Annotated in this window: 17 protein-coding genes; 12 read left to right on the top strand and 5 right to left on the bottom strand. The window is 61.4% G+C overall.

Going from position 1 to position 17,239, the window contains the following annotated elements; translation table 11 throughout:
• Window positions 1-167 precede the first annotated feature (167 nt).
• The 3 genes from WBK19_RS02710 (at window position 168) to WBK19_RS02700 (ending at window position 2,479) form a co-directional block, all read left to right on the top strand.
• On the top strand, window positions 168-956 hold the full coding sequence (locus WBK19_RS02710) for a DnaJ domain-containing protein (protein WP_511286717.1): 789 nt from the start codon (window positions 168-170) through the stop codon (window positions 954-956).
• Window positions 953-1,339, top strand: a complete 387-nt coding sequence (locus WBK19_RS02705; RefSeq protein ID WP_511286715.1) for a hypothetical protein — start codon at window positions 953-955, stop codon at window positions 1,337-1,339. Before WBK19_RS02710 ends, WBK19_RS02705 begins: the two co-directional genes overlap by 4 nt.
• Before the next feature lie 108 nt (window positions 1,340-1,447).
• Window positions 1,448-2,479 (top strand): endonuclease/exonuclease/phosphatase family protein, encoded by a 1,032-nt coding sequence (locus tag WBK19_RS02700; protein ID WP_511286713.1) that lies wholly within the window; start codon window positions 1,448-1,450, stop codon window positions 2,477-2,479.
• Window positions 2,480-2,506: 27 nt separating this feature from the next.
• Here WBK19_RS02700 and WBK19_RS02695 read toward each other — a convergent pair whose 3' ends face one another.
• The 4 genes from WBK19_RS02695 to WBK19_RS02680 all read right to left on the bottom strand — a co-directional run bounded on the left by WBK19_RS02695 (window position 2,507) and on the right by WBK19_RS02680 (window position 5,483).
• Window positions 2,507-3,472 carry an AAA family ATPase gene (locus tag WBK19_RS02695; protein ID WP_511286711.1) on the bottom strand — a complete coding sequence of 322 codons (966 nt, stop codon included), beginning with the start codon at window positions 3,470-3,472 and terminating at the stop codon, window positions 2,507-2,509.
• Window positions 3,473-3,700: 228 nt separating this feature from the next.
• The gene (locus WBK19_RS02690; protein WP_511286709.1) at window positions 3,701-4,093 is read right to left on the bottom strand and encodes a hemerythrin domain-containing protein; all 393 of its coding nucleotides are present in this window, start codon (window positions 4,091-4,093) and stop codon (window positions 3,701-3,703) included.
• Window positions 4,090-5,157, bottom strand: coding sequence for a DUF8744 domain-containing protein (locus WBK19_RS02685; RefSeq protein ID WP_511286707.1), 1,068 nt, complete (start codon window positions 5,155-5,157; stop codon window positions 4,090-4,092). The genes WBK19_RS02690 and WBK19_RS02685 overlap by 4 nt, the downstream gene beginning before the upstream one ends.
• On the bottom strand, window positions 5,157-5,483 hold the full coding sequence (locus WBK19_RS02680; RefSeq protein ID WP_511286705.1) for a metal-sulfur cluster assembly factor: 327 nt from the start codon (window positions 5,481-5,483) through the stop codon (window positions 5,157-5,159). Before WBK19_RS02680 ends, WBK19_RS02685 begins: the two co-directional genes overlap by 1 nt.
• Before the next feature lie 78 nt (window positions 5,484-5,561).
• Here WBK19_RS02680 and nikR point away from each other — a divergent pair, with 78 nt between their 5' ends.
• The 5 genes from nikR to WBK19_RS02655 all read left to right on the top strand — a co-directional run bounded on the left by nikR (window position 5,562) and on the right by WBK19_RS02655 (window position 12,750).
• On the top strand, window positions 5,562-6,026 hold the full coding sequence (gene nikR / locus WBK19_RS02675; protein ID WP_511286703.1) for a nickel-responsive transcriptional regulator NikR: 465 nt from the start codon (window positions 5,562-5,564) through the stop codon (window positions 6,024-6,026).
• Window positions 6,001-7,347 carry a PAS domain-containing sensor histidine kinase gene (locus WBK19_RS02670; protein ID WP_511286701.1) on the top strand — a complete coding sequence of 449 codons (1,347 nt, stop codon included), beginning with the start codon at window positions 6,001-6,003 and terminating at the stop codon, window positions 7,345-7,347. Before nikR ends, WBK19_RS02670 begins: the two co-directional genes overlap by 26 nt.
• Before the next feature lie 113 nt (window positions 7,348-7,460).
• Window positions 7,461-8,270 (top strand): HoxN/HupN/NixA family nickel/cobalt transporter, encoded by an 810-nt coding sequence (locus tag WBK19_RS02665; RefSeq protein WP_511286699.1) that lies wholly within the window; start codon window positions 7,461-7,463, stop codon window positions 8,268-8,270.
• An 89-nt stretch (window positions 8,271-8,359) separates the two neighbouring features.
• Window positions 8,360-10,384 carry a TonB-dependent receptor gene (locus WBK19_RS02660; protein ID WP_511286697.1) on the top strand — a complete coding sequence of 675 codons (2,025 nt, stop codon included), beginning with the start codon at window positions 8,360-8,362 and terminating at the stop codon, window positions 10,382-10,384.
• Window positions 10,385-10,473: 89 nt separating this feature from the next.
• Complete coding sequence (locus tag WBK19_RS02655; protein WP_511286695.1) at window positions 10,474-12,750, top strand: NADP-dependent malic enzyme; 2,277 nt, start codon at window positions 10,474-10,476, stop codon at window positions 12,748-12,750.
• A 102-nt stretch (window positions 12,751-12,852) separates the two neighbouring features.
• Here WBK19_RS02655 and mpl read toward each other — a convergent pair whose 3' ends face one another.
• Complete coding sequence (gene mpl / locus WBK19_RS02650) at window positions 12,853-14,199, bottom strand: UDP-N-acetylmuramate:L-alanyl-gamma-D-glutamyl-meso-diaminopimelate ligase (RefSeq protein WP_511286693.1); 1,347 nt, start codon at window positions 14,197-14,199, stop codon at window positions 12,853-12,855.
• A 50-nt stretch (window positions 14,200-14,249) separates the two neighbouring features.
• On the opposite strand from mpl, the gene WBK19_RS02645 reads away from it, so the two are divergent.
• From WBK19_RS02645 to accC, 4 genes are read left to right on the top strand one after another with little or no spacing between them, the layout of a single operon-like run.
• Window positions 14,250-14,840: a hypothetical protein gene (locus WBK19_RS02645; protein ID WP_511286691.1), complete on the top strand. Its 591-nt coding sequence runs from the start codon at window positions 14,250-14,252 to the stop codon at window positions 14,838-14,840.
• A gap of 39 nt (window positions 14,841-14,879) precedes the next feature.
• Window positions 14,880-15,359, top strand: a complete 480-nt coding sequence (gene aroQ, locus WBK19_RS02640) for a type II 3-dehydroquinate dehydratase (RefSeq protein WP_511286689.1) — start codon at window positions 14,880-14,882, stop codon at window positions 15,357-15,359.
• A gap of 55 nt (window positions 15,360-15,414) precedes the next feature.
• Window positions 15,415-15,873, top strand: coding sequence for an acetyl-CoA carboxylase biotin carboxyl carrier protein (accB, locus tag WBK19_RS02635; RefSeq protein WP_511286687.1), 459 nt, complete (start codon window positions 15,415-15,417; stop codon window positions 15,871-15,873).
• A gap of 7 nt (window positions 15,874-15,880) precedes the next feature.
• Window positions 15,881-17,239, top strand: coding sequence for an acetyl-CoA carboxylase biotin carboxylase subunit (gene accC / locus WBK19_RS02630; protein ID WP_226496439.1), 1,359 nt, complete (start codon window positions 15,881-15,883; stop codon window positions 17,237-17,239).

Genomic DNA, 17,239 nt, shown 5'->3' with positions numbered 1-17,239 from the left:
TTTCAAATTCAGGCGATTTTTCCGGTTGACCGTGGGAGGCCACGGTCAACCGGAAAAAACGGCCAAAATTGAAATCCCGCGATGACTCCTCTGCCGGACGGCGAACGTGGTATCCGTCTCATGCATTTGGTATGCTTGGTCACTAGTCCGGCCTGAAAACGCTACGCATGAAGCAGAAAACAACCTACTACGACTTGCTGGAAGTGGCCCCGCACGCTGATCTGGCAGAAATCAGCACCGCCTACCTCAGACTTTCGCGCGAGCTGGGCTCGGCCGACAACCCGCTCGGCGCCGCCGAGGCGGCCTTTCGCCTGAAGCTGGTCAAGCATGCTTACGAGGTCCTTTCCAATCCGTCGCGCCGTTCGGATTACGACGCCGGCCTGACCACGCGCGGCAACGCACCCGGCGGGGCGGACCAGCCTCTGCATATTGAAGTGGCAATGGAGCCGACGAAATGGAGCCCGATCCGCCGTTTGCTTACCATCATCGCCGGGCTGATGATCTTCGGCATGGTCGTCCAGATCAGTGCCGTGTTCATGGCCTACCAGCGGGCATCGGCGTACGGTGGCGGCGATCCGGCGTCGCCGGCGGCCGAAAAGATCTATCTCCAGGAGTTCTACCAGACCTACGGCATTCGCGCCGCGAGCAGGGCCGAGGCGGATTTGCTGCTGGCCGACATGAAGCGCAAGGAGCAGGCCGAGCGTGAGGAAAGCCAGCAGCAGCGCCTTGTCGAGCAGCAGGAACGTGATCAGCGCCGCTTCGAGGAAGAGTCACGACGCCTGGGGGCTGAAGTTTCGGCCAATCTTCGGCGCGCCGAGCAAGAAGCCGAACGGGCCCGGGAAGAAGATATCCGCCGCAAGGAAGAGGCCGAACGACGGGTGAAAGAAGAAGACCTGGCTCGCCGGCAACGCGAAATCGAGCGTTTCCGCGGCCGCAGCTTTTCGTCCGGCGAGTGATTTCCCGTCGCCTGCGCCAAACCGGGATCAGCGCCGAAAATCGGCTTCGGCGGATCGCCAGTTTCCTCGTCGGCAGTCTGCTTATCGTCGTACTGGCCGGCTGCGAGCGGATCAAGGCCAGCGATTTTGTCGGCAAATGGCAGTCCTCCCGCGCCGTCACGCCCATCCATCTTGCCGCCAACGGCGAGTGGGAAATCCGCCGGGACGACGGCACCATCCTGCAATACGGTGTCTGGCGCTACGTCGACAAGAAAATCATCTGGAGCGTCAAGCAGGGCAGCCGTGTCATCGACGATCCGACGCCGGTGCTCACCGTCGAGCGCAAGGAGTTCAAGCTGCAGGAGCGCGATGGCGCGACGACCGTTTTCCAGCGTCTCGATTGACCGCAGGACCGGCGGAAAATGACTTGGTAATTTCCACGCTTGCTCATTAGACTGAAACTGTTGCCGTACGGGGTTTGATCGCCTCGGGCGCTACCGAAGGAGTCCAAAATGTCCGCTCTCGTTGCCTTCTGGAATCTCGAAAACCTCTTCGCCCCCGAAGGCTATCCAGCGCGCGAGCCGTGGATCGCCAAGGCTATGCAGAAGGATCTCAAGGGCTGGTCGGAGACGCTGTTCAAGCGAAAAATCGCCCAGCTTGCTTCGATCATCGTTCGCATGAAGGATGGTGCCGGCCCGGATATTCTCGGCGTCTGCGAGGTTGAAAACCGCTTTGCCCTGCAGGCCCTGGCCGATCAGCTCAATCAGGCCCTGCCGGCGCGCAACTACCAGCTCGTTCATGTCGATTCGGCCCGCGATCAACGCGGCGTCGACACCGCTTTCCTGTTTGACGCCAGGCTGTTTACCGCCAAGATGGATGAGTTGTTTTCGCACTGGGTCATGCGCCAGACCGGCACGCGTGACATTACCCAGATCACCTTCGTCGCGCCGTCCGGCAAGCAACTCGTCATGCTGGCCAATCACTGGCCGTCGCGCTCGTCGTCGACCGGTGACGGGGCGGAATATTCGGCCGGTTTCCGCGCCACGGCGGGCGAAACGCTGGCCTATTGGCATGGGCGGATTCGGGAAATCAAGGGTGACAACACCGCCGTCATCGCGCTCGGCGACTTCAACGACGAACCCTTCGACCGATCCGTCACCATCCATGCTCAGGGCTTGCGCGACAAGGGTGATGTGACGCGGACGCGGAGCGCCAAGTTCTACAACCTGAGCTGGGAATACCTGACGGTGATGACGCAGGACCGCAAGGGCAACCAGCGCCTGCTCAACGGCACGCTGTACTTCGGCAGCGATGCCAGCCTGTTCGATCAGATCCTGATTTCAACGGGCCTGCTGACCGGCAAGAGCGGCTGGCGCACGGTCGACGGCAGCGCCCGCATCGAGGCCTATCCGCCGATGGTCAGCCATCGCGTCGGCGAAGGGCCGATTCGCTTCGGGCTGCCGAGTGGCGACGTGGCTGAAAACGTCAATCTCGACGGCTACAGCGACCATTTTCCGGTGTCGGTGCGCATCGAAGAGGTTTGAACCGGGGCGCCGACTCGCGCCCCGCATTCAGAAGCCGATCTTCCGGCTCCGCCCCATGCGGGCCTGTTCGAAATCCCGCCCTTCCAGCCAGTTGCGGCCTTCCAGCTTAGCCGTGCCGAAAGCGGCGAGCAGGCGTTTGCGCATGTCTCGTGGGGGCAGCGAGCCGAGCCTTTCGAGTACCGCCTCGTCGGCTTCCGGCGGGAACCCCCAGTCGTGCTGGCCGACGATTTCGCGGTACAGCGCGGCGGCGATGCTGATCGCCGCATCGTGGTCCGGGCGCGGCACTTCGTAGACGTTCATGCGGTTGAGGATGGGCTCGGGAATCGAACGTTCGTCGTTGGCCGTCGTCACCCACAGGATGTGCGAGGCATCGATGTCAATGTCGATGAACTCGTCCTTGAAAGCGCGCGCTGTGTCATGTTCCAACAGACCGTAGAGCGAACCCATCGGGTCGTAACGCGAATCGCCACCGGCCTTGTCGATTTCGTCGAGGACGACGATCGGGTTGGCGTAGTCACCATGCACCAAAGTGTGCGCCACCTTGCCGGGCTTGGCGTTGTTCCACTGCGCCGAGGCACCGGACAGCACCCAGCCGGCGGTCAGCGAACTCATCGAGATGAATTCGTGGCCGGTGCCGAGGCGGGCGGCCAGTTCGCGGGCGAAATGGGTCTTGCCGATGCCCGGCTCGCCGAGCAGCAGGATGGGGGTGAAGCTCATCGGCTCGTTGCCGGCCACCGAGAGGGCGACGTACTTCTTGAGATCGTCGATGACGTCGCTGAAATTGGGGCAGGTGTCGTAGAGATCGTCGATCATGTCGGCACCGGTCGGGCGGATCAGGAAACGGCCGCCGCCGCGCTGCTTCATCTTGTCGTAGAGGGTGGCCAGCGCTTCGTTGCGATTGCCGGCGGCTTCTTCCATGGCGCGATCAATGGCTGCCACATCGTAGATGGTGCGCTCTTCAGCGACCGAGAGTCGGATTTCACTGTGTGCCATGATGACTTCCTCCATGCGCTTTTAGACCGGTTAACGGATCCAGCGTGCTACGGTTTCAGTCACGCATATTTCGTTCCCGGTGTCGGGTCATGGGCGTCGAACAAGAGCGTAAACCCTTGGTACAAGGTGATTAACAGCTTTGGCGAGCAGCAAAAAGCAGTTTCAAATTTGGCGGTTTTTTCCGGTTGACCGTGGAAACCTGACAATTTGTGCCCCTCTTTGGAGCATTCAGTGCTCCGGATAGAGCAGTTGCTGCGCTGTCTCGAACACCTCACGTTCCTCGAAGCGGACGTGGTCGTGGAGCAAGGTAGCAAAGCGGGCGAGGATTTCGCTGTCCGGCTCGACCAGGCGACGGTTCAGTTCGCGCAACTCGGCATGTTCGGCCAGCGTGCGCGCCACCAGCTCGTTGGCACCAACCGCGGCCAGCGCCGGCAGCAGGTCATTTTCTTCGCTCTGGAAATGGGGTTCGAGCACTTCGGGAAAAGACTCGATAATCTTTTCCGCCGCCTCGGCGATGGCCAGCGCATGGCCGGCGTCGCTGGCAAAGCGGGCCAGTCGGGACAGCTTGAGGGCGTGGTGGTGTTCGCGCGAGAGTTGCAGCAGGGCGGCGTGGCGTTTCATCGGGCACCTCGGTTGGCGTTACGGCGGACTAGCGTGACCAGCGTTGCAATGAAAACCACCAGGACCAACCCGTTGAGCAGCGCGGCCTGCTGACGCAGCACAAAATTGCCGCCCAGGCCACCGAAGATGCGTAGCGCCAGTGTCAGGTGGAGCAGCGCAAGCGGCAGGTAAAGGGCCGGGTGGTAGGGAATCTTGATGCGGGTGACGGCCGGGAAAATGATCGGGGCGTGGCCGAAGACCATGGAAAAAACGAAGCCGAGACCGATGGCGTGCAGGGCCGCATCGCGCCATTCATGGCCGGGTGTAAACGCGCCGGCCAGTCCGAGCAAGCCGGCCGCGAAAAGCCAGGCGTAGCCGGAGAGCAGGCAGGCAGCAATGAAGCGGGTCAGGCCCGCGGTGGCGATGTTGCGGCGGGCGATGTCGTAACGCAGCAGCCAGAGGGCGAGGGCAATCAGTCCGCCGGCAAAAAGGCGCTCGAGTCCGGCCATTGCACCAAGCAGCAGCACACCGACGATGGCGAGGAACAGCTTTTGGGCGAGCGGCGGCGTCGGCAGAAAACGCGTCAGTTCGAGCCGTTCACCGGCGATGGTCAGCACGAGAAAAAGCAGCCACCACGGTACAGCTGCGCTGACGTTGCCGGTGGCCAGCCAGAGCAGATTGCCGACCAGCCAGCAACCGGCGGCCAGGGTCAGGATGATCGTGAAGACGGCGACCTGACGGCGCAGGGCAACGGCGCTGGCGGCGATCAGGCCGAGCGCGCCAAGGCTGCCGAGGATCTGGCCAAGTATTAAAGGGGCGCCGGCGAGCAGCGCAATGCCGCTGGCCCCGGCCGCCAGCGGGGCGAGATAGGCCCAGTTCCGACCAGCCGCGACGGCACGTTCGAGGCTGATCACCGTGCCGAAAAAGGCGGCGATCATGAGCGGGCCATGCACGCCGGCCGCCTGCATGGCCGGGCCCGGCACATCCCAGCCAAGACGAGCAAGGCCGGCCATGACGCCGCCGAGCAGCGAAAGCATCCCGAAAAAGAGCAGCGGCAAGCGGCCGCCGGGTTTGAGGTCAGCCATTAAGCGTTGTCCGCCTCGTCCCAGCCCAGGCTTAGCCGGCACTTTTCGCTCATCATCGACGGCGCCCAGGGCGGTTCCCAGACGAGGCGGATTTCTGGCTGGCAGTCGGCCGGCAGGATGCGGTCGAGTTCGGCGTAGGCGTCCTCGACGATCATTTCGCCCATCGGACAGGCCGGCGAGGTCATCGTCATTTCGATGAGCAGCTTGTTGCCGTCGACTTCAATGCGGTAGATCAGGCCGAGATCAACAATATTGGCGCCGACCTCGGGGTCGACCACCTTGCGCAGGGCGGCGCGGATCAGTTCGGTATCGAGGGCAGCGGTCATTGGAGCGAGACGTTAGAATGTGGTGAGGGCCATCCTAGCATCGCGTTTTAAGGCCGTATTTAGCACGGAGCAAAGAACATGGAACGCTTCACAATTTCTTTGGATGAGGCTTTGGCCAAGGAATTCGACCAATTGATCGCGGCCCGCGGCTACAGCAACCGCTCGGAAGCCGTGCGCGACCTGATTCGCGGCGCCATCGAGAGCGACCGCCTGCGCGAAACGCCCTCCGGCCACTGCGTCGCCAACCTGTCCTACGTCTATAACCACCACGAACGCGAACTGGCCGAGCGCTTGACCAGCCTGCAGCACGACCACCATGACCTGACGGTGGCGGCGATGCACAGTCACCTCGATCACGACAACTGTCTGGAATCGGTGATCCTGAAAGGTGCGACGGCCGATGTCCGCCAGTTCGCCGATGCCCTGATGGCTGAAAGCGGCGTCCGCCACGGCAAACTCAATGTCATCGCGCTCCAAGCGGAACATCATCACGCCCACGACGACCACGGCGAAGCGCATGTCCACTATCGTCCCGCCCGCTGATCTTTCCGGCGACTCGCCGCTGCCGCCGGGCGGCGAGCAGGCGTGGATCGAAGTCATCCAGAAGATGGACGAAGTCTACAACGACCTCCTGCAATACGAAGTCGCCCTCGAAGAAAAGAACGCCGCGCTCGAAGAGTCGCACCAGTTCATCGAAAGCGTCCTTGCCTCGATGTCGGACATCCTGATTGTCTGCGACCGCAACGGCGGCATCGAGGAGGTCAATTCCTCGATGCTCCACATCTCGGGCAAGACTGCCGGCGAACTGGAAAAGACACCGGTCTTCGACCTCTTCGCCGACGATGTCGAACGGGCCAAGGCGCGCGACATCTTTGCCCGCTTCGGCCGCGAAGGCGCTCATGACTGCGAGTTCTTCCTGCGTGCCGGCGACGGTTCGACGGTGCCGGTGTCGATGAACTGCACGCCGCGCCTGTCGCAGACCGGCAAGCTCATGGGCATGGTGGTCACCGGCCGGCCGGTCGGCGAATTGCGCCGCGCCTATTCCGCCTTGCGCCAGGCGCACGACGATTTGAAACGGACGCAGAGCCAGTTGCTGCACGCCGAAAAAATGGTTTCGCTCGGTCGTCTGGTCGCCGGTGTGGCGCATGAATTGAACAATCCGATCAGCTTCGTGCTCGGCAATGTAATGTCGCTCAAGCGCTACGCCAGCCGGCTCGAAAGCTACCTCGGCGCGGTGCACGCCAGCGATGCCGCTGAAGACGGCGCCTTGCAGGCCATGCGCCAGGAGCTGCGCATTGATCGTATCCTCGCCGACATGCCGCACCTGATCGACGGCATGATCGAAGGGGCAGAGCGCACGCGTGACATCGTCGATGCGCTCAAACGCTTTTCGGCCGTGGACAAAATGACGCCCGAACAGGTCAACCTCAACGAGGTCGTCGAACGTTCGGTGCGCTGGGTCGTGCAGAGCGCGGCGGCGAGTTTCACGGTCAACACGAAAATATCGCCAAATTTGAAATGTTCCGGTTCGTCCGGCCAATTGCAGCAAGTTGTCATGAATCTGGTTCAGAACGCCTGCGACGCCACGGCCAGCCAGCCGGAACCCAGCCTGACCATCATCGGCGGCATCGAGAACGGCATGGTCACCTTGCGGTTCGCCGACAACGGCCCGGGCATTTCCGAGGAACATCTGGGGCGCCTGTTCGAGCCTTTCTTCACCACCAAGCCGGTCGGTCAGGGCACCGGTCTTGGCTTGTCGATCAGCTACAGCATCGTCGAGCGCCATGGTGGCAAACTGAGCGCCCGCAACATTCCGGGTGGTGGAGCGGAATTCATCCTTGCACTGCCGGTGGAAAGTCACTGACCAGTTGGCCGGTATTTCGTCCGGTTTCCGGATCGTGAAATCAATACGAACAATGACTTATTGATCTGGCACGGTCTTTGTATGAAGATAGCCACAAATTTCATACAGAGCCCATGGAACCTCTTCCCTCCGATTGGCTGTCGCTGTTGATCCTGACCTTCGTGCTCGGCATGAAGCACGGTTTCGACGCCGACCATCTGGCCACCATCGACGGCCTGACCCGCTACAACGCCCGCACCCGGCCGGGTCTGGCGCGCTATTGCGGCACGCTGTTCTCGCTCGGCCACGGAGCCGTGGTCATGGCCATTGCCCTTGGCGTCTCGGCGCTGGCCGGGCAATGGGAAGTGCCGGAATGGTTCGGCACGCTGGGGGCGGTGATTTCCATCGCCTTTCTCGTCGCGCTCGGCAGCCTTAATCTGGCTGCCGTGTTGTCGGCCGAACCGCATGAAATGGTTCAGCCTGTCGGTCTCAAAGGTCGCCTGCTCGGCAATCTGCGCCATGTTTCGCACCCGGCGCTCATCGCGCTAGTCGGCGCCCTGTTCGCCCTGTCCTTCGACACCCTGTCGCAAGCCGCCTTCTTCGCCCTGACCGCCACCCAGTTCGGCGGCTGGGAACACGCGCTGGTGCTCGCCCTGCTCTTCATGCTCGGCATGCTGCTGACCGATGGCATCAACGGCCTGTGGATCGCGAGGCTTATTGCCCGGGCCGACCAGGTGGCGCTCATCGCCTCGCGCGTCATGGGGCTGGTGGTGTCGGGTGTCAGTCTGCTGGTCGCTGCTTTTGGTGCCGCCAAGATGCTGTCGCCGGCGGTCGACGCTTGGAGCGAGGGCAAGGAATTGATATTCGGTTTTTCGCTGGTGGCGATCATCGCCCTGAGCTTCATTGCAGCGGTGCGCCTGACGCGCCGACCAGTGGCGGTTTAATCACTAACGATGGGGGATGGCCGGGTAACCGGCTTTTTTAAGCGATGAGATTAAGACGAAAAATAATTAATTCATATTTGATCCTCGCCATGACGAGTGTCGTGGCGCACGAATCGGTCGAACTATCTGCCGTCGAAGTCCGCGCCAAAGCCGAAAATCTCGAAGGCATCGCCAGCACGGGCAGCGAAGGCGTGGTTTCCAGCCAGCGGCTGGCGGCAGTGCCCATCCTGCGCCCCGGCGAGGCGCTCGAAATGGTGCCCGGCTTGATCGTTACCCAGCACGCTGGCGACGGCAAGGCCAACCAGTATTTCCTGCGCGGCTTCAATCTCGACCACGGTACCGATTTCGCCACCTATATTGGCGGCGTGCCGGTCAATATGCCGAGCCATGCGCATGGCCAGGGCTACACTGATCTCAATTTCCTGATTCCCGAACTGGTGGACCGCATCACTTTCCGCAAGGGGCCGTACTTTGCCGAGGAAGGCGACTTCTCGTCAGCCGGCGCCGCGCATATCGACTACTTCCGCAAGATCGAGGGCACGCTGGCGCAGGTCACGCTCGGCCAGGGCGGCTACGCCCGCAGCCTGCTCGCCGGTTCGCCGGAACTGGCTGGCGGCAACCTGCTTTACGCGCTGGAACTGTTCCACAACGACGGGCCGTGGGAGGTTGCCGAGAATTATCGCAAGATCAACGGTGTGCTGCGTTACAGCCAGGGCACGCGCAACGACGGCTTCTCGATTACCGGCATGGCCTATCAGGGCCGGTGGACATCGACCGACCAAATTGCGCAGCGCGCCATTTCCAGCGGCGCTGTCGACCGTTTTGGCTCGCTCGACCCGACCACCGGCGGCGAGACGCGTCGTTACAGCCTGTCCGGCGAGTGGGCGAAGCGCTGGGAAAATGCGCAGAGCAAGGCGAATGTCTGGTGGCTGAAGTCCGATCTCGATCTGTGGTCGAATTTCCAGTATTGCCTGAACGACATGGCAGCGACCGGCAGCTGCAACACCGGTGACCAGTTCAAGCAGGCGGAACGGCGTCAGGCCGGCGGCTTCGCCGTCTCGCATGCGATGTTCGATCAGTGGGGTGGCTTCGCGGTCGAGAACAGCATCGGCTTGCAGGGGCGGGTTGATGACCTGAACCCGGTCGGACTGTATGCGACCAGCGCTCGGCAAACGATCAGCACGATCCGTGAAGACAAGGTGACGCAGCGTAGCCTGGGGCTGTGGGCGCAGAACGAGACGCGGTGGACCCCCTGGTTCCGCTCCGTACAGGGCTTGCGCGCCGACACCTACGATTTCACGGTCGACAGCAATTTGGCGGCAAATTCAGGAAAAGCCAGTGATCAGATGGTGACGCCCAAGCTGTCGCTGATTTTCGGGCCGTGGCGCAAGACCGAGCTCTACCTCAACTACGGCCACGGCTTTCACTCCAACGACGCGCGCGGCACGACCATCCGCGTCGATCCGACCGATGGCGTGACGCCGGTGCAGTCGGTCAAGCCGCTGGTCAGGACCAAGGGTTACGAACTCGGCCTGCGTTCGGAAATTGTGCCGGGCTGGCAGTCGACCATCGCCCTGTGGCAACTCGATTCGGCCTCCGAACTGCTCTTTGTCGGCGATGCCGGGACGACAGAAGCTTCCCGCCCGTCGCGCCGTTACGGCGTCGAATGGACCAATCTGTACGTGCTCTCCGACTGGCTGGCCATCGATGCCGACCTCGCCTGGTCGCATGCCCGATTCCGCGACCACGACCCGCTGGTCGGCGACTACATTCCCGGCGCGGTGACGACGACGGCCAACATCGGGCTGACCCTCGATCACCTCGGTCCCTGGTTCGGTGCCGTACGCCTGCGCTACTTCGGGCCGCGGCCGCTGATTGAGGACAACTCGGTACGTTCGCAATCTTCGGCGCTGACCAACCTGCGCGTCGGCTACAGGTTCAACCCGCGGACGCAACTGGCGCTCGACGTGTACAACCTCTTCGATCGCAAGGCGAATGACATCGAATACTGGTACGACTCGCAACTTGCCTCCGAGGGCGCCGCGGTCGACGATCGGCATGTTCATCCGACCGAGCCGAGAAGCCTGCGCCTGACCATAAGCCATCGATTTTAACCCTGTAATTATGAATTACACTTCCAGCGGCGCAACGATTGGAGTACCCTAACGGGTTTTCCCTAATACCTAAATCCCCAGGAGAATCCGTGGAAAAGGATCTGCGCGAAGCCGCTCTCGAATACCATCGCTGGCCCACCCCGGGCAAGATTTCAGTCCGCCCGACGAAGGGCCTGACCAATCAGCGCGACCTCGCGCTGGCCTACTCTCCGGGTGTTGCTGCCGCCTGCGATGCGATTGTTGAAGATCCGGCGACTGCCGCCTGGTACACCTCGCGGGCCAATCTGGTCGGTGTCGTCACCAACGGCACTGCCGTGCTCGGCCTCGGCAATATCGGCCCGCTGGCCTCCAAGCCGGTCATGGAAGGCAAGGGCTGCTTGTTCAAGAAGTTCGCCGGTATCGACGTCTTCGACATCGAATTGGCCGAGAACGACCCGGACAAGCTGATCGACATGATTGCCGCCCTCGAGCCAACGCTCGGCGGCATCAACCTCGAAGACATCAAGGCGCCGGAGTGCTTCTACATCGAGCAGAAGCTCAAGGAACGGATGAATATTCCGGTCTTTCATGATGACCAGCACGGCACCGCGATCATTTCCGGTGCTGCCATGCTCAACGGCCTGAAGGTCGTCGGCAAGAAGATCGACGAGGTCAAGGTCGTCGTCTCCGGCGCCGGTGCCGCCGCCATCTCCTGCGTTAATCTGTGGTGCGATCTCGGCGTCAAGCGTGAGAACATCACCATTTGCGACTCCAAGGGTGTCATCTATGTTGGCCGCCCGGGTGGCATGGACGAGACCAAGGCACGCTACGCCCAGAACACCGAAATCCGCACGCTCGGCGAAGCGCTGGTCGGCGCCGATATTTTCCTCGGCCTGTCCGCTGCCGGTGTTGTCAAGCAGGACATGGTCAAGGCCATGGCCGACAAGCCGATGGTCTTCGCGCTCGCCAACCCGACTCCGGAAATCATGCCGGAACTGGTCAAGGAAGTCCGCCCGGATGCGATCATCGCCACCGGCCGTTCCGACTACGTGAACCAGGTCAACAACGTGCTGTGTTTCCCGTTTATCTTCCGCGGCGCACTCGATGTCGGCGCCACGCGCATCACCGAAGAGATGAAGATGGCTTCCGTTCGCGCCATCGCCGAACTGGCCGAAGCCGAAGTGACCGACGAAGTGGCCATGGCCTATCCGGGCGCCGACTTGTCTTTCGGCCCGGAATACTTGATCCCGAAACCCTTCGATCCGCGCCTGATCGTCAAGATCGCGCCGGCTGTTGCCCTGGCCGCCATGGATTCGGGCGTCGCGACGCGGCCGATCACCGACTGGGATGCCTACCGTGCCAAGTTGTCCGAGTTCGTCTATCACACCGGCGTCGGCATGCGTGCCATCTTCCAGGCCGCCCGTCAGGCCAAGGGCAAGCGCATCATTTTCGCAGAAGGTGAAGACGAGCGCGTCCTGCGCGCCGCTCAGGTGGTCATCGAGGAAAAATTCGCGCGTCCGATCCTGATCGGTCGTCCGGGTGTCATCGAGCATCGTCTCGAAAAAGCCAAGCTGCGTATCCAGCCGGGTGTTGATTTCGACATCGTCAATCCGGAATCCGACGAGCGTTATCGCGAATGCTGGACCGCCTACCACAAGGCCATGGCGCGTCAGGGCATCACCCCGGCCATCGCCAAGGAAGCCATGCGGCGCAAGCCGACAGTGATCGGCGCCATGCTGCTCAAACTCGGCTACGCCGACGGCATGATCTGTGGCATGACCGGCCAGTACAGTCATCACCTCGGCGTGATCAGCCAGATCATCGGCAAGCGCCCCGGCGTCAGCACGCTGGCTGCAATGAACTATCTGATGCTGCCGGGCCGTTCGCTGTTCATCTGCGACACGCATGTGAATGAAAACCCGAATGCCCAGGAAATCGCTGAAATGACTCTGATGGCGGCCGAACAGGTCAAGCGTTTTGGCAGCCATCCGAAGGTGGCGCTGTTGTCGCATTCCAATTTTGGTTCGGCCAATTCCGAGTCGGCGCGCAAGATGAGCGTCGCCGCCGGGCTGGTCTCGGCGATGTCGGCCGGCGAGCTGGAAGTCGATGGCGAAATGCACGGCGACTCGGCGCTCAATGAAGACCTGCGCCGTGAAGCCAACCCGGATTCGCCGCTCAAGGGCGAGGCCAACCTGCTGGTCATGCCCAATATCGATGCTGCCAACATCTCCTACAACCTGATCAAGATGACCGGCGGCGAAGGCGTCACCATTGGCCCCATCCTGCTCGGCGTGGCCCGTCCGGTGCATGTGCTGACCTCGACCGCCACCGTGCGTCGCTTGGTCAACATGACTGCGCTGGCCGTCGTGGAGTCCATGGAGCGCTAAGCTCGGCACAACAAAAAGGCGCGGGAGGGCTTACCTCGCCGCGCCTTTTTTATTTTTGGTCGTTTTTTCCGGTCGACCGTGGAAGTTCAGCCGAAAGGGAGGCTACTCCGTCAATCCGGCCAGTATCTTGCCGTGAATGCCGCCAAAGCCGCCGTTGCTCATGACCAGAATGTGATCGCCCGGTTGCGCGTTGATGACGATCTGGTCGACCAGTCGGGCCAGGTCATCTTCAACGACAGCGCGTTCGCCCATTGGCGCCAGCGCCTCGCGCGCATCCCAACCCAGATTGCCGGCGTAGCAGAAAGCCATATCAACTTCGCGCAGGCTGTCCGGCAGTTGCGCCTTCATCGTGCCCAGTTTCATCGTGTTCGAACGCGGTTCGAGCACGGCCAGGATGCGGGCCTTACCGACCTTGCGACGCAGGCCGGCAACCGTCGTCGCGATGGCAGTCGGATGATGCGCGAAATCGTCGTAAACCGTCACGCCACGCACTTCGCCGCGCACTTCCATGCGCCGTTTGACATTCTCGAAGCGCGACAGTGCGTCCAGCCCTTGCTCGAGTGGCACACCGACATGGCGGGCGGCGAGCAGCGCGGCGCAGGCGTTGGCCCGATTGTGGTCACCGGATAATCCCCAGACCGTGCGCCGGACCCTGCCGTCCGGCGAGTGCAAAACAAGTTCGCCGCGGGCGTCGTCACCTGTCACGCGATAGCCGTCCGGGGCGTTGAAGCGTTCCACAGGCGTCCAGCAACCGCGCTGCAAAACGCGATCCAGGCTGGCCTCGGCGGCATTCGAAACGATCAGGCCGGACTGTGGCAGGGTGCGAATGAGATGGTGAAATTGTGTCTCGATCGCGGCCAGATCGGTGAAGATGTCGGCGTGATCGAATTCGAGGTTGTTCAGGACGACCGTCCGCGGGTGGTAATGGACGAACTTGGAACGCTTGTCGCAGAAGGCCGTGTCGTATTCGTCGGCCTCGATGACGAAGAACGGTGTGCCACCGAGCCGGGCCGAGACGCCAAAGTTCAGCGGTACACCGCCGATCAGGAAGCCCGGGTCCATGTTGGCCGCCTCGAGTATCCAAGCCAGCATCGAGGCCGTCGTCGTCTTGCCGTGCGTACCGGCGACGCCGAGCACCCAGCGGCCCTGCAACAGGTTCTCGGCCAGCCACTGCGGCCCGGAAACATAGGGCAGGCCCTTGTCGAGAATGGCTTCGAGCAGCGGATTGCCACGCGAAATGGCGTTGCCGATCACGAAGACGTCCGGCGCCAGCTTCAGTTGCTCGACGTCGAAACCTTCGATCAGCTCGATGCCGGCGCCGCGCAACTGGTCGCTCATCGGCGGATAGACGTTGGCGTCGCAGCCTGTGACCTTGTGGCCGGAATCGACCGCCAGTTGGGCAACGCCGCCCATGAAAGTGCCGCAGATGCCGAGAATGTGAATGTGCATTTCAGTTCGAGCCGTTAGAATGGGGGCGATTTTACCTTGATCGAGTCCCCATGGCCCGTCATGAACGGCAACGTACGAGCCCCGGCACGCGGGCCAGCATCGCCAGCGCCGCCGCCCGCCTGATGGCGGAAGACGGCATTACCGATTATCACCACGCCAAAAAGAAAGCGGCCCGCCAGTTGGGGCTGCCCGACAATTCAGCTTTTCCGGATAACGCCGAGGTCGAAGCCGAGTTGCGCGCCTATCGCAGTCTTTATCAGGGCGAAGAACATGAGGAACTGCTCGGGCTGCTACGCCACACGGCACTCGAGCTGCTCGACTTGCTGGCGATTTTCAATCCCTACCTGACCGGCTCGGTGCTCGATGGCACGGCCGGCGAGCATTCGCACATCGATATCCTGCTCTTTGCCGATAGCGCCAAGGAGGTCGAGATCTTCCTGCTCAATCGCGCCATCGACGTCGCGCATGTAGAATCGCGAAATGAACGGGTCGAGGCCGTGCTACGCATGGAAACCGATACGGCTGACGCAGACCTGATCATTCTCCCACCGAACATGGAGCGCGTGAGCCTGAAACATCACGATGGCCGTCCGCACGAGCGCATCCGGGCCGACGCCCTGCGTGCCTTACTAAAGGAATAGACTAGACAAGTTGCAGCTATTTGCGGCAAACTTGCAGCTATGACGAAGCGAAAAACAGCTTCCAAGCCGGTCGAAAAGCCTCGTGTCCTAGTCATCCACGGGCCGAATCTGAACCTGCTTGGCACACGTGAGCCCGAACATTATGGCCGGGTAACCCTGTCGGACATCAACATGTCGTTGGCGCGCATGGCCGAAACGGCTGGTGTTGATCTGGAGGCCTTCCAGAGCAACCATGAAGGTGCGCTGATCGAGCGCATTCATGCGGCTCGCGAACAGGGTGTCCGTGCCATTATCATCAATCCCGCGGCGTACACGCATACCAGCGTGGCCTTGCGTGATGCCATTGCGGCGGTGGCAATTCCGTTTGTCGAAGTGCATCTTTCCAATGTGCATGCGCGGGAACCGTTCCGTCATCACTCGTATTTTTCGGACCTGGCTGTCGGCGTCATCTGCGGGCTGGGTCATGAGGGCTACTTGCTAGCCCTCGAATATCTGCTTAACAAGCTTAATATTGAATAGTCCGGCTCTGGCCGGACACTTGTGCCCGACGGGCGCAACACAGAAGGGAGTCTCCATGGATCTGCGTAAACTCAAGAAACTTATCGACCTCGTTCAGGAATCAGGTATTTCCGAACTGGAAGTGACCGAAGGCGAAGAAAAAGTCCGAATCGCCAAGCACTACGCCATGCCGGCCCAGCCGATGATGCAGCAATACGCCATGCCGGTTGGCATGCCGGCACCGGGTGCTGCTCCGGCGGCTTCTGCGGTCAACCTCGATGACGAGGATGAATTGCCGGAAGGTCACATCGTCAAGTCGCCGATGGTCGGTACCTTCTACCGCTCGCCGTCGCCCGGTGCTGATGCCTTTGTGCAGATCGGCCAGACCGTCAAGCAGGGCGAAACCCTCTGCATCATCGAGGCCATGAAGCTACTTAACGAGATCGAGTCCGATGCCTCGGGCGTGGTCAAGGCCATCCTGGTCGAGAATGGCGAGCCGGTGGAGTTCGGTGAGCCGCTTTATGTGATTGGCTGATATGGCCATGTTTGAAAAGATTCTTATCGCCAACCGCGGAGAGATCGCGCTGCGTATTCAGCGTGCCTGCCGTGAGCTTGGCATCAAGACGGTGGTCGTGCACTCGGAGGCCGATCGTGACGCGAAATACGTCAAGCTGGCTGACGAATCGGTCTGTATCGGACCTGCCTCCTCGTCACTGAGTTACCTGAACGTCCCGGCGATCATCTCGGCGGCGGAAGTGACCGATGCCCAGGCGATTCACCCGGGTTACGGCTTCCTGTCGGAAAACGCCGACTTCGCCGAGCGCGTTGAAACTTCGGGCTTCGTTTTTATCGGTCCGCGGGCTGAAACCATTCGCCTGATGGGCGACAAGGTGTCGGCCAAAAATGCGATGAAGGAAGCCATGGTGCCTTGCGTGCCCGGCTCCGAAGGCGAATTGCCCGACGATCCGAAGGAAATCGTCAAGATTGCCCGGGCCGTCGGTTATCCGGTCATCATCAAGGCCGCTGGTGGCGGTGGCGGTCGCGGCATGCGCGTCGTGCACACCGAAGCAGCGCTGGTCAATGCCGTGGGAATGACCAAGCAGGAGGCTGGCAGCTTCTTCAACAATCCTGCGGTGTACATGGAAAAGTACCTGGAAAACCCGCGTCACGTGGAAATCCAGGTGCTGGCCGACGAATACAAGAACGCGATTTACCTCGGCGAACGCGACTGCTCGATGCAGCGCCGACACCAGAAGGTAATCGAAGAGGCGCCGGCACCGCACATTCCGGCACGCCTGATCGCCCGTATCGGTGAGCGTTGCGCCGAAGCCTGCCGCAAGATCGGCTATCGGGGCGCTGGTACTTTTGAGTTCCTCTACGAGAACGGCGAATTCTATTTCATCGAAATGAACACCCGCGTTCAGGTCGAGCACCCGGTGACCGAAATGATCACCGGCGTCGATATCGTCCAGGAGCAGATTCGCGTCGCTGCCGGCGAGAAGCTGCGCTACAAGCAGAAGGACATCGTCTTCCGTGGCCATTCCATCGAATGCCGCATTAACGCTGAAGATCCCTTCACGTTCGTGCCCTGTCCCGGCAAAATCGAGTTTTATCACCCGCCCGGTGGCCCCGGCATCCGGGTCGATACGCACATTTATCAGGGCTATACCGTGCCGTCACATTACGACTCGATGGTCGCCAAGGTCATCGCCTATGGCGACACCCGTGATCAGGCCATTCGCCGCATGCGTATAGCCTTGTCCGAGATGAGCATTCAGGGCATCAAGACCAATATCCCGCTGCATCAGGAACTGATGCAGGACGCGCGTTTCGTCGAAGGCGGCACGAGCATTCACTACCTCGAACAGAAACTCGCCGACAAGGGCGAAGTGAAGCTTTAA

The sequence above is a fragment of the Azonexus sp. genome (genome assembly GCF_049652925.1).
Classification (GTDB): domain Bacteria; phylum Pseudomonadota; class Gammaproteobacteria; order Burkholderiales; family Rhodocyclaceae; genus Azonexus.
Note: the sequence above shows the minus strand (reverse complement) of the source record. Positions and strands in the feature narration are given on the sequence as shown.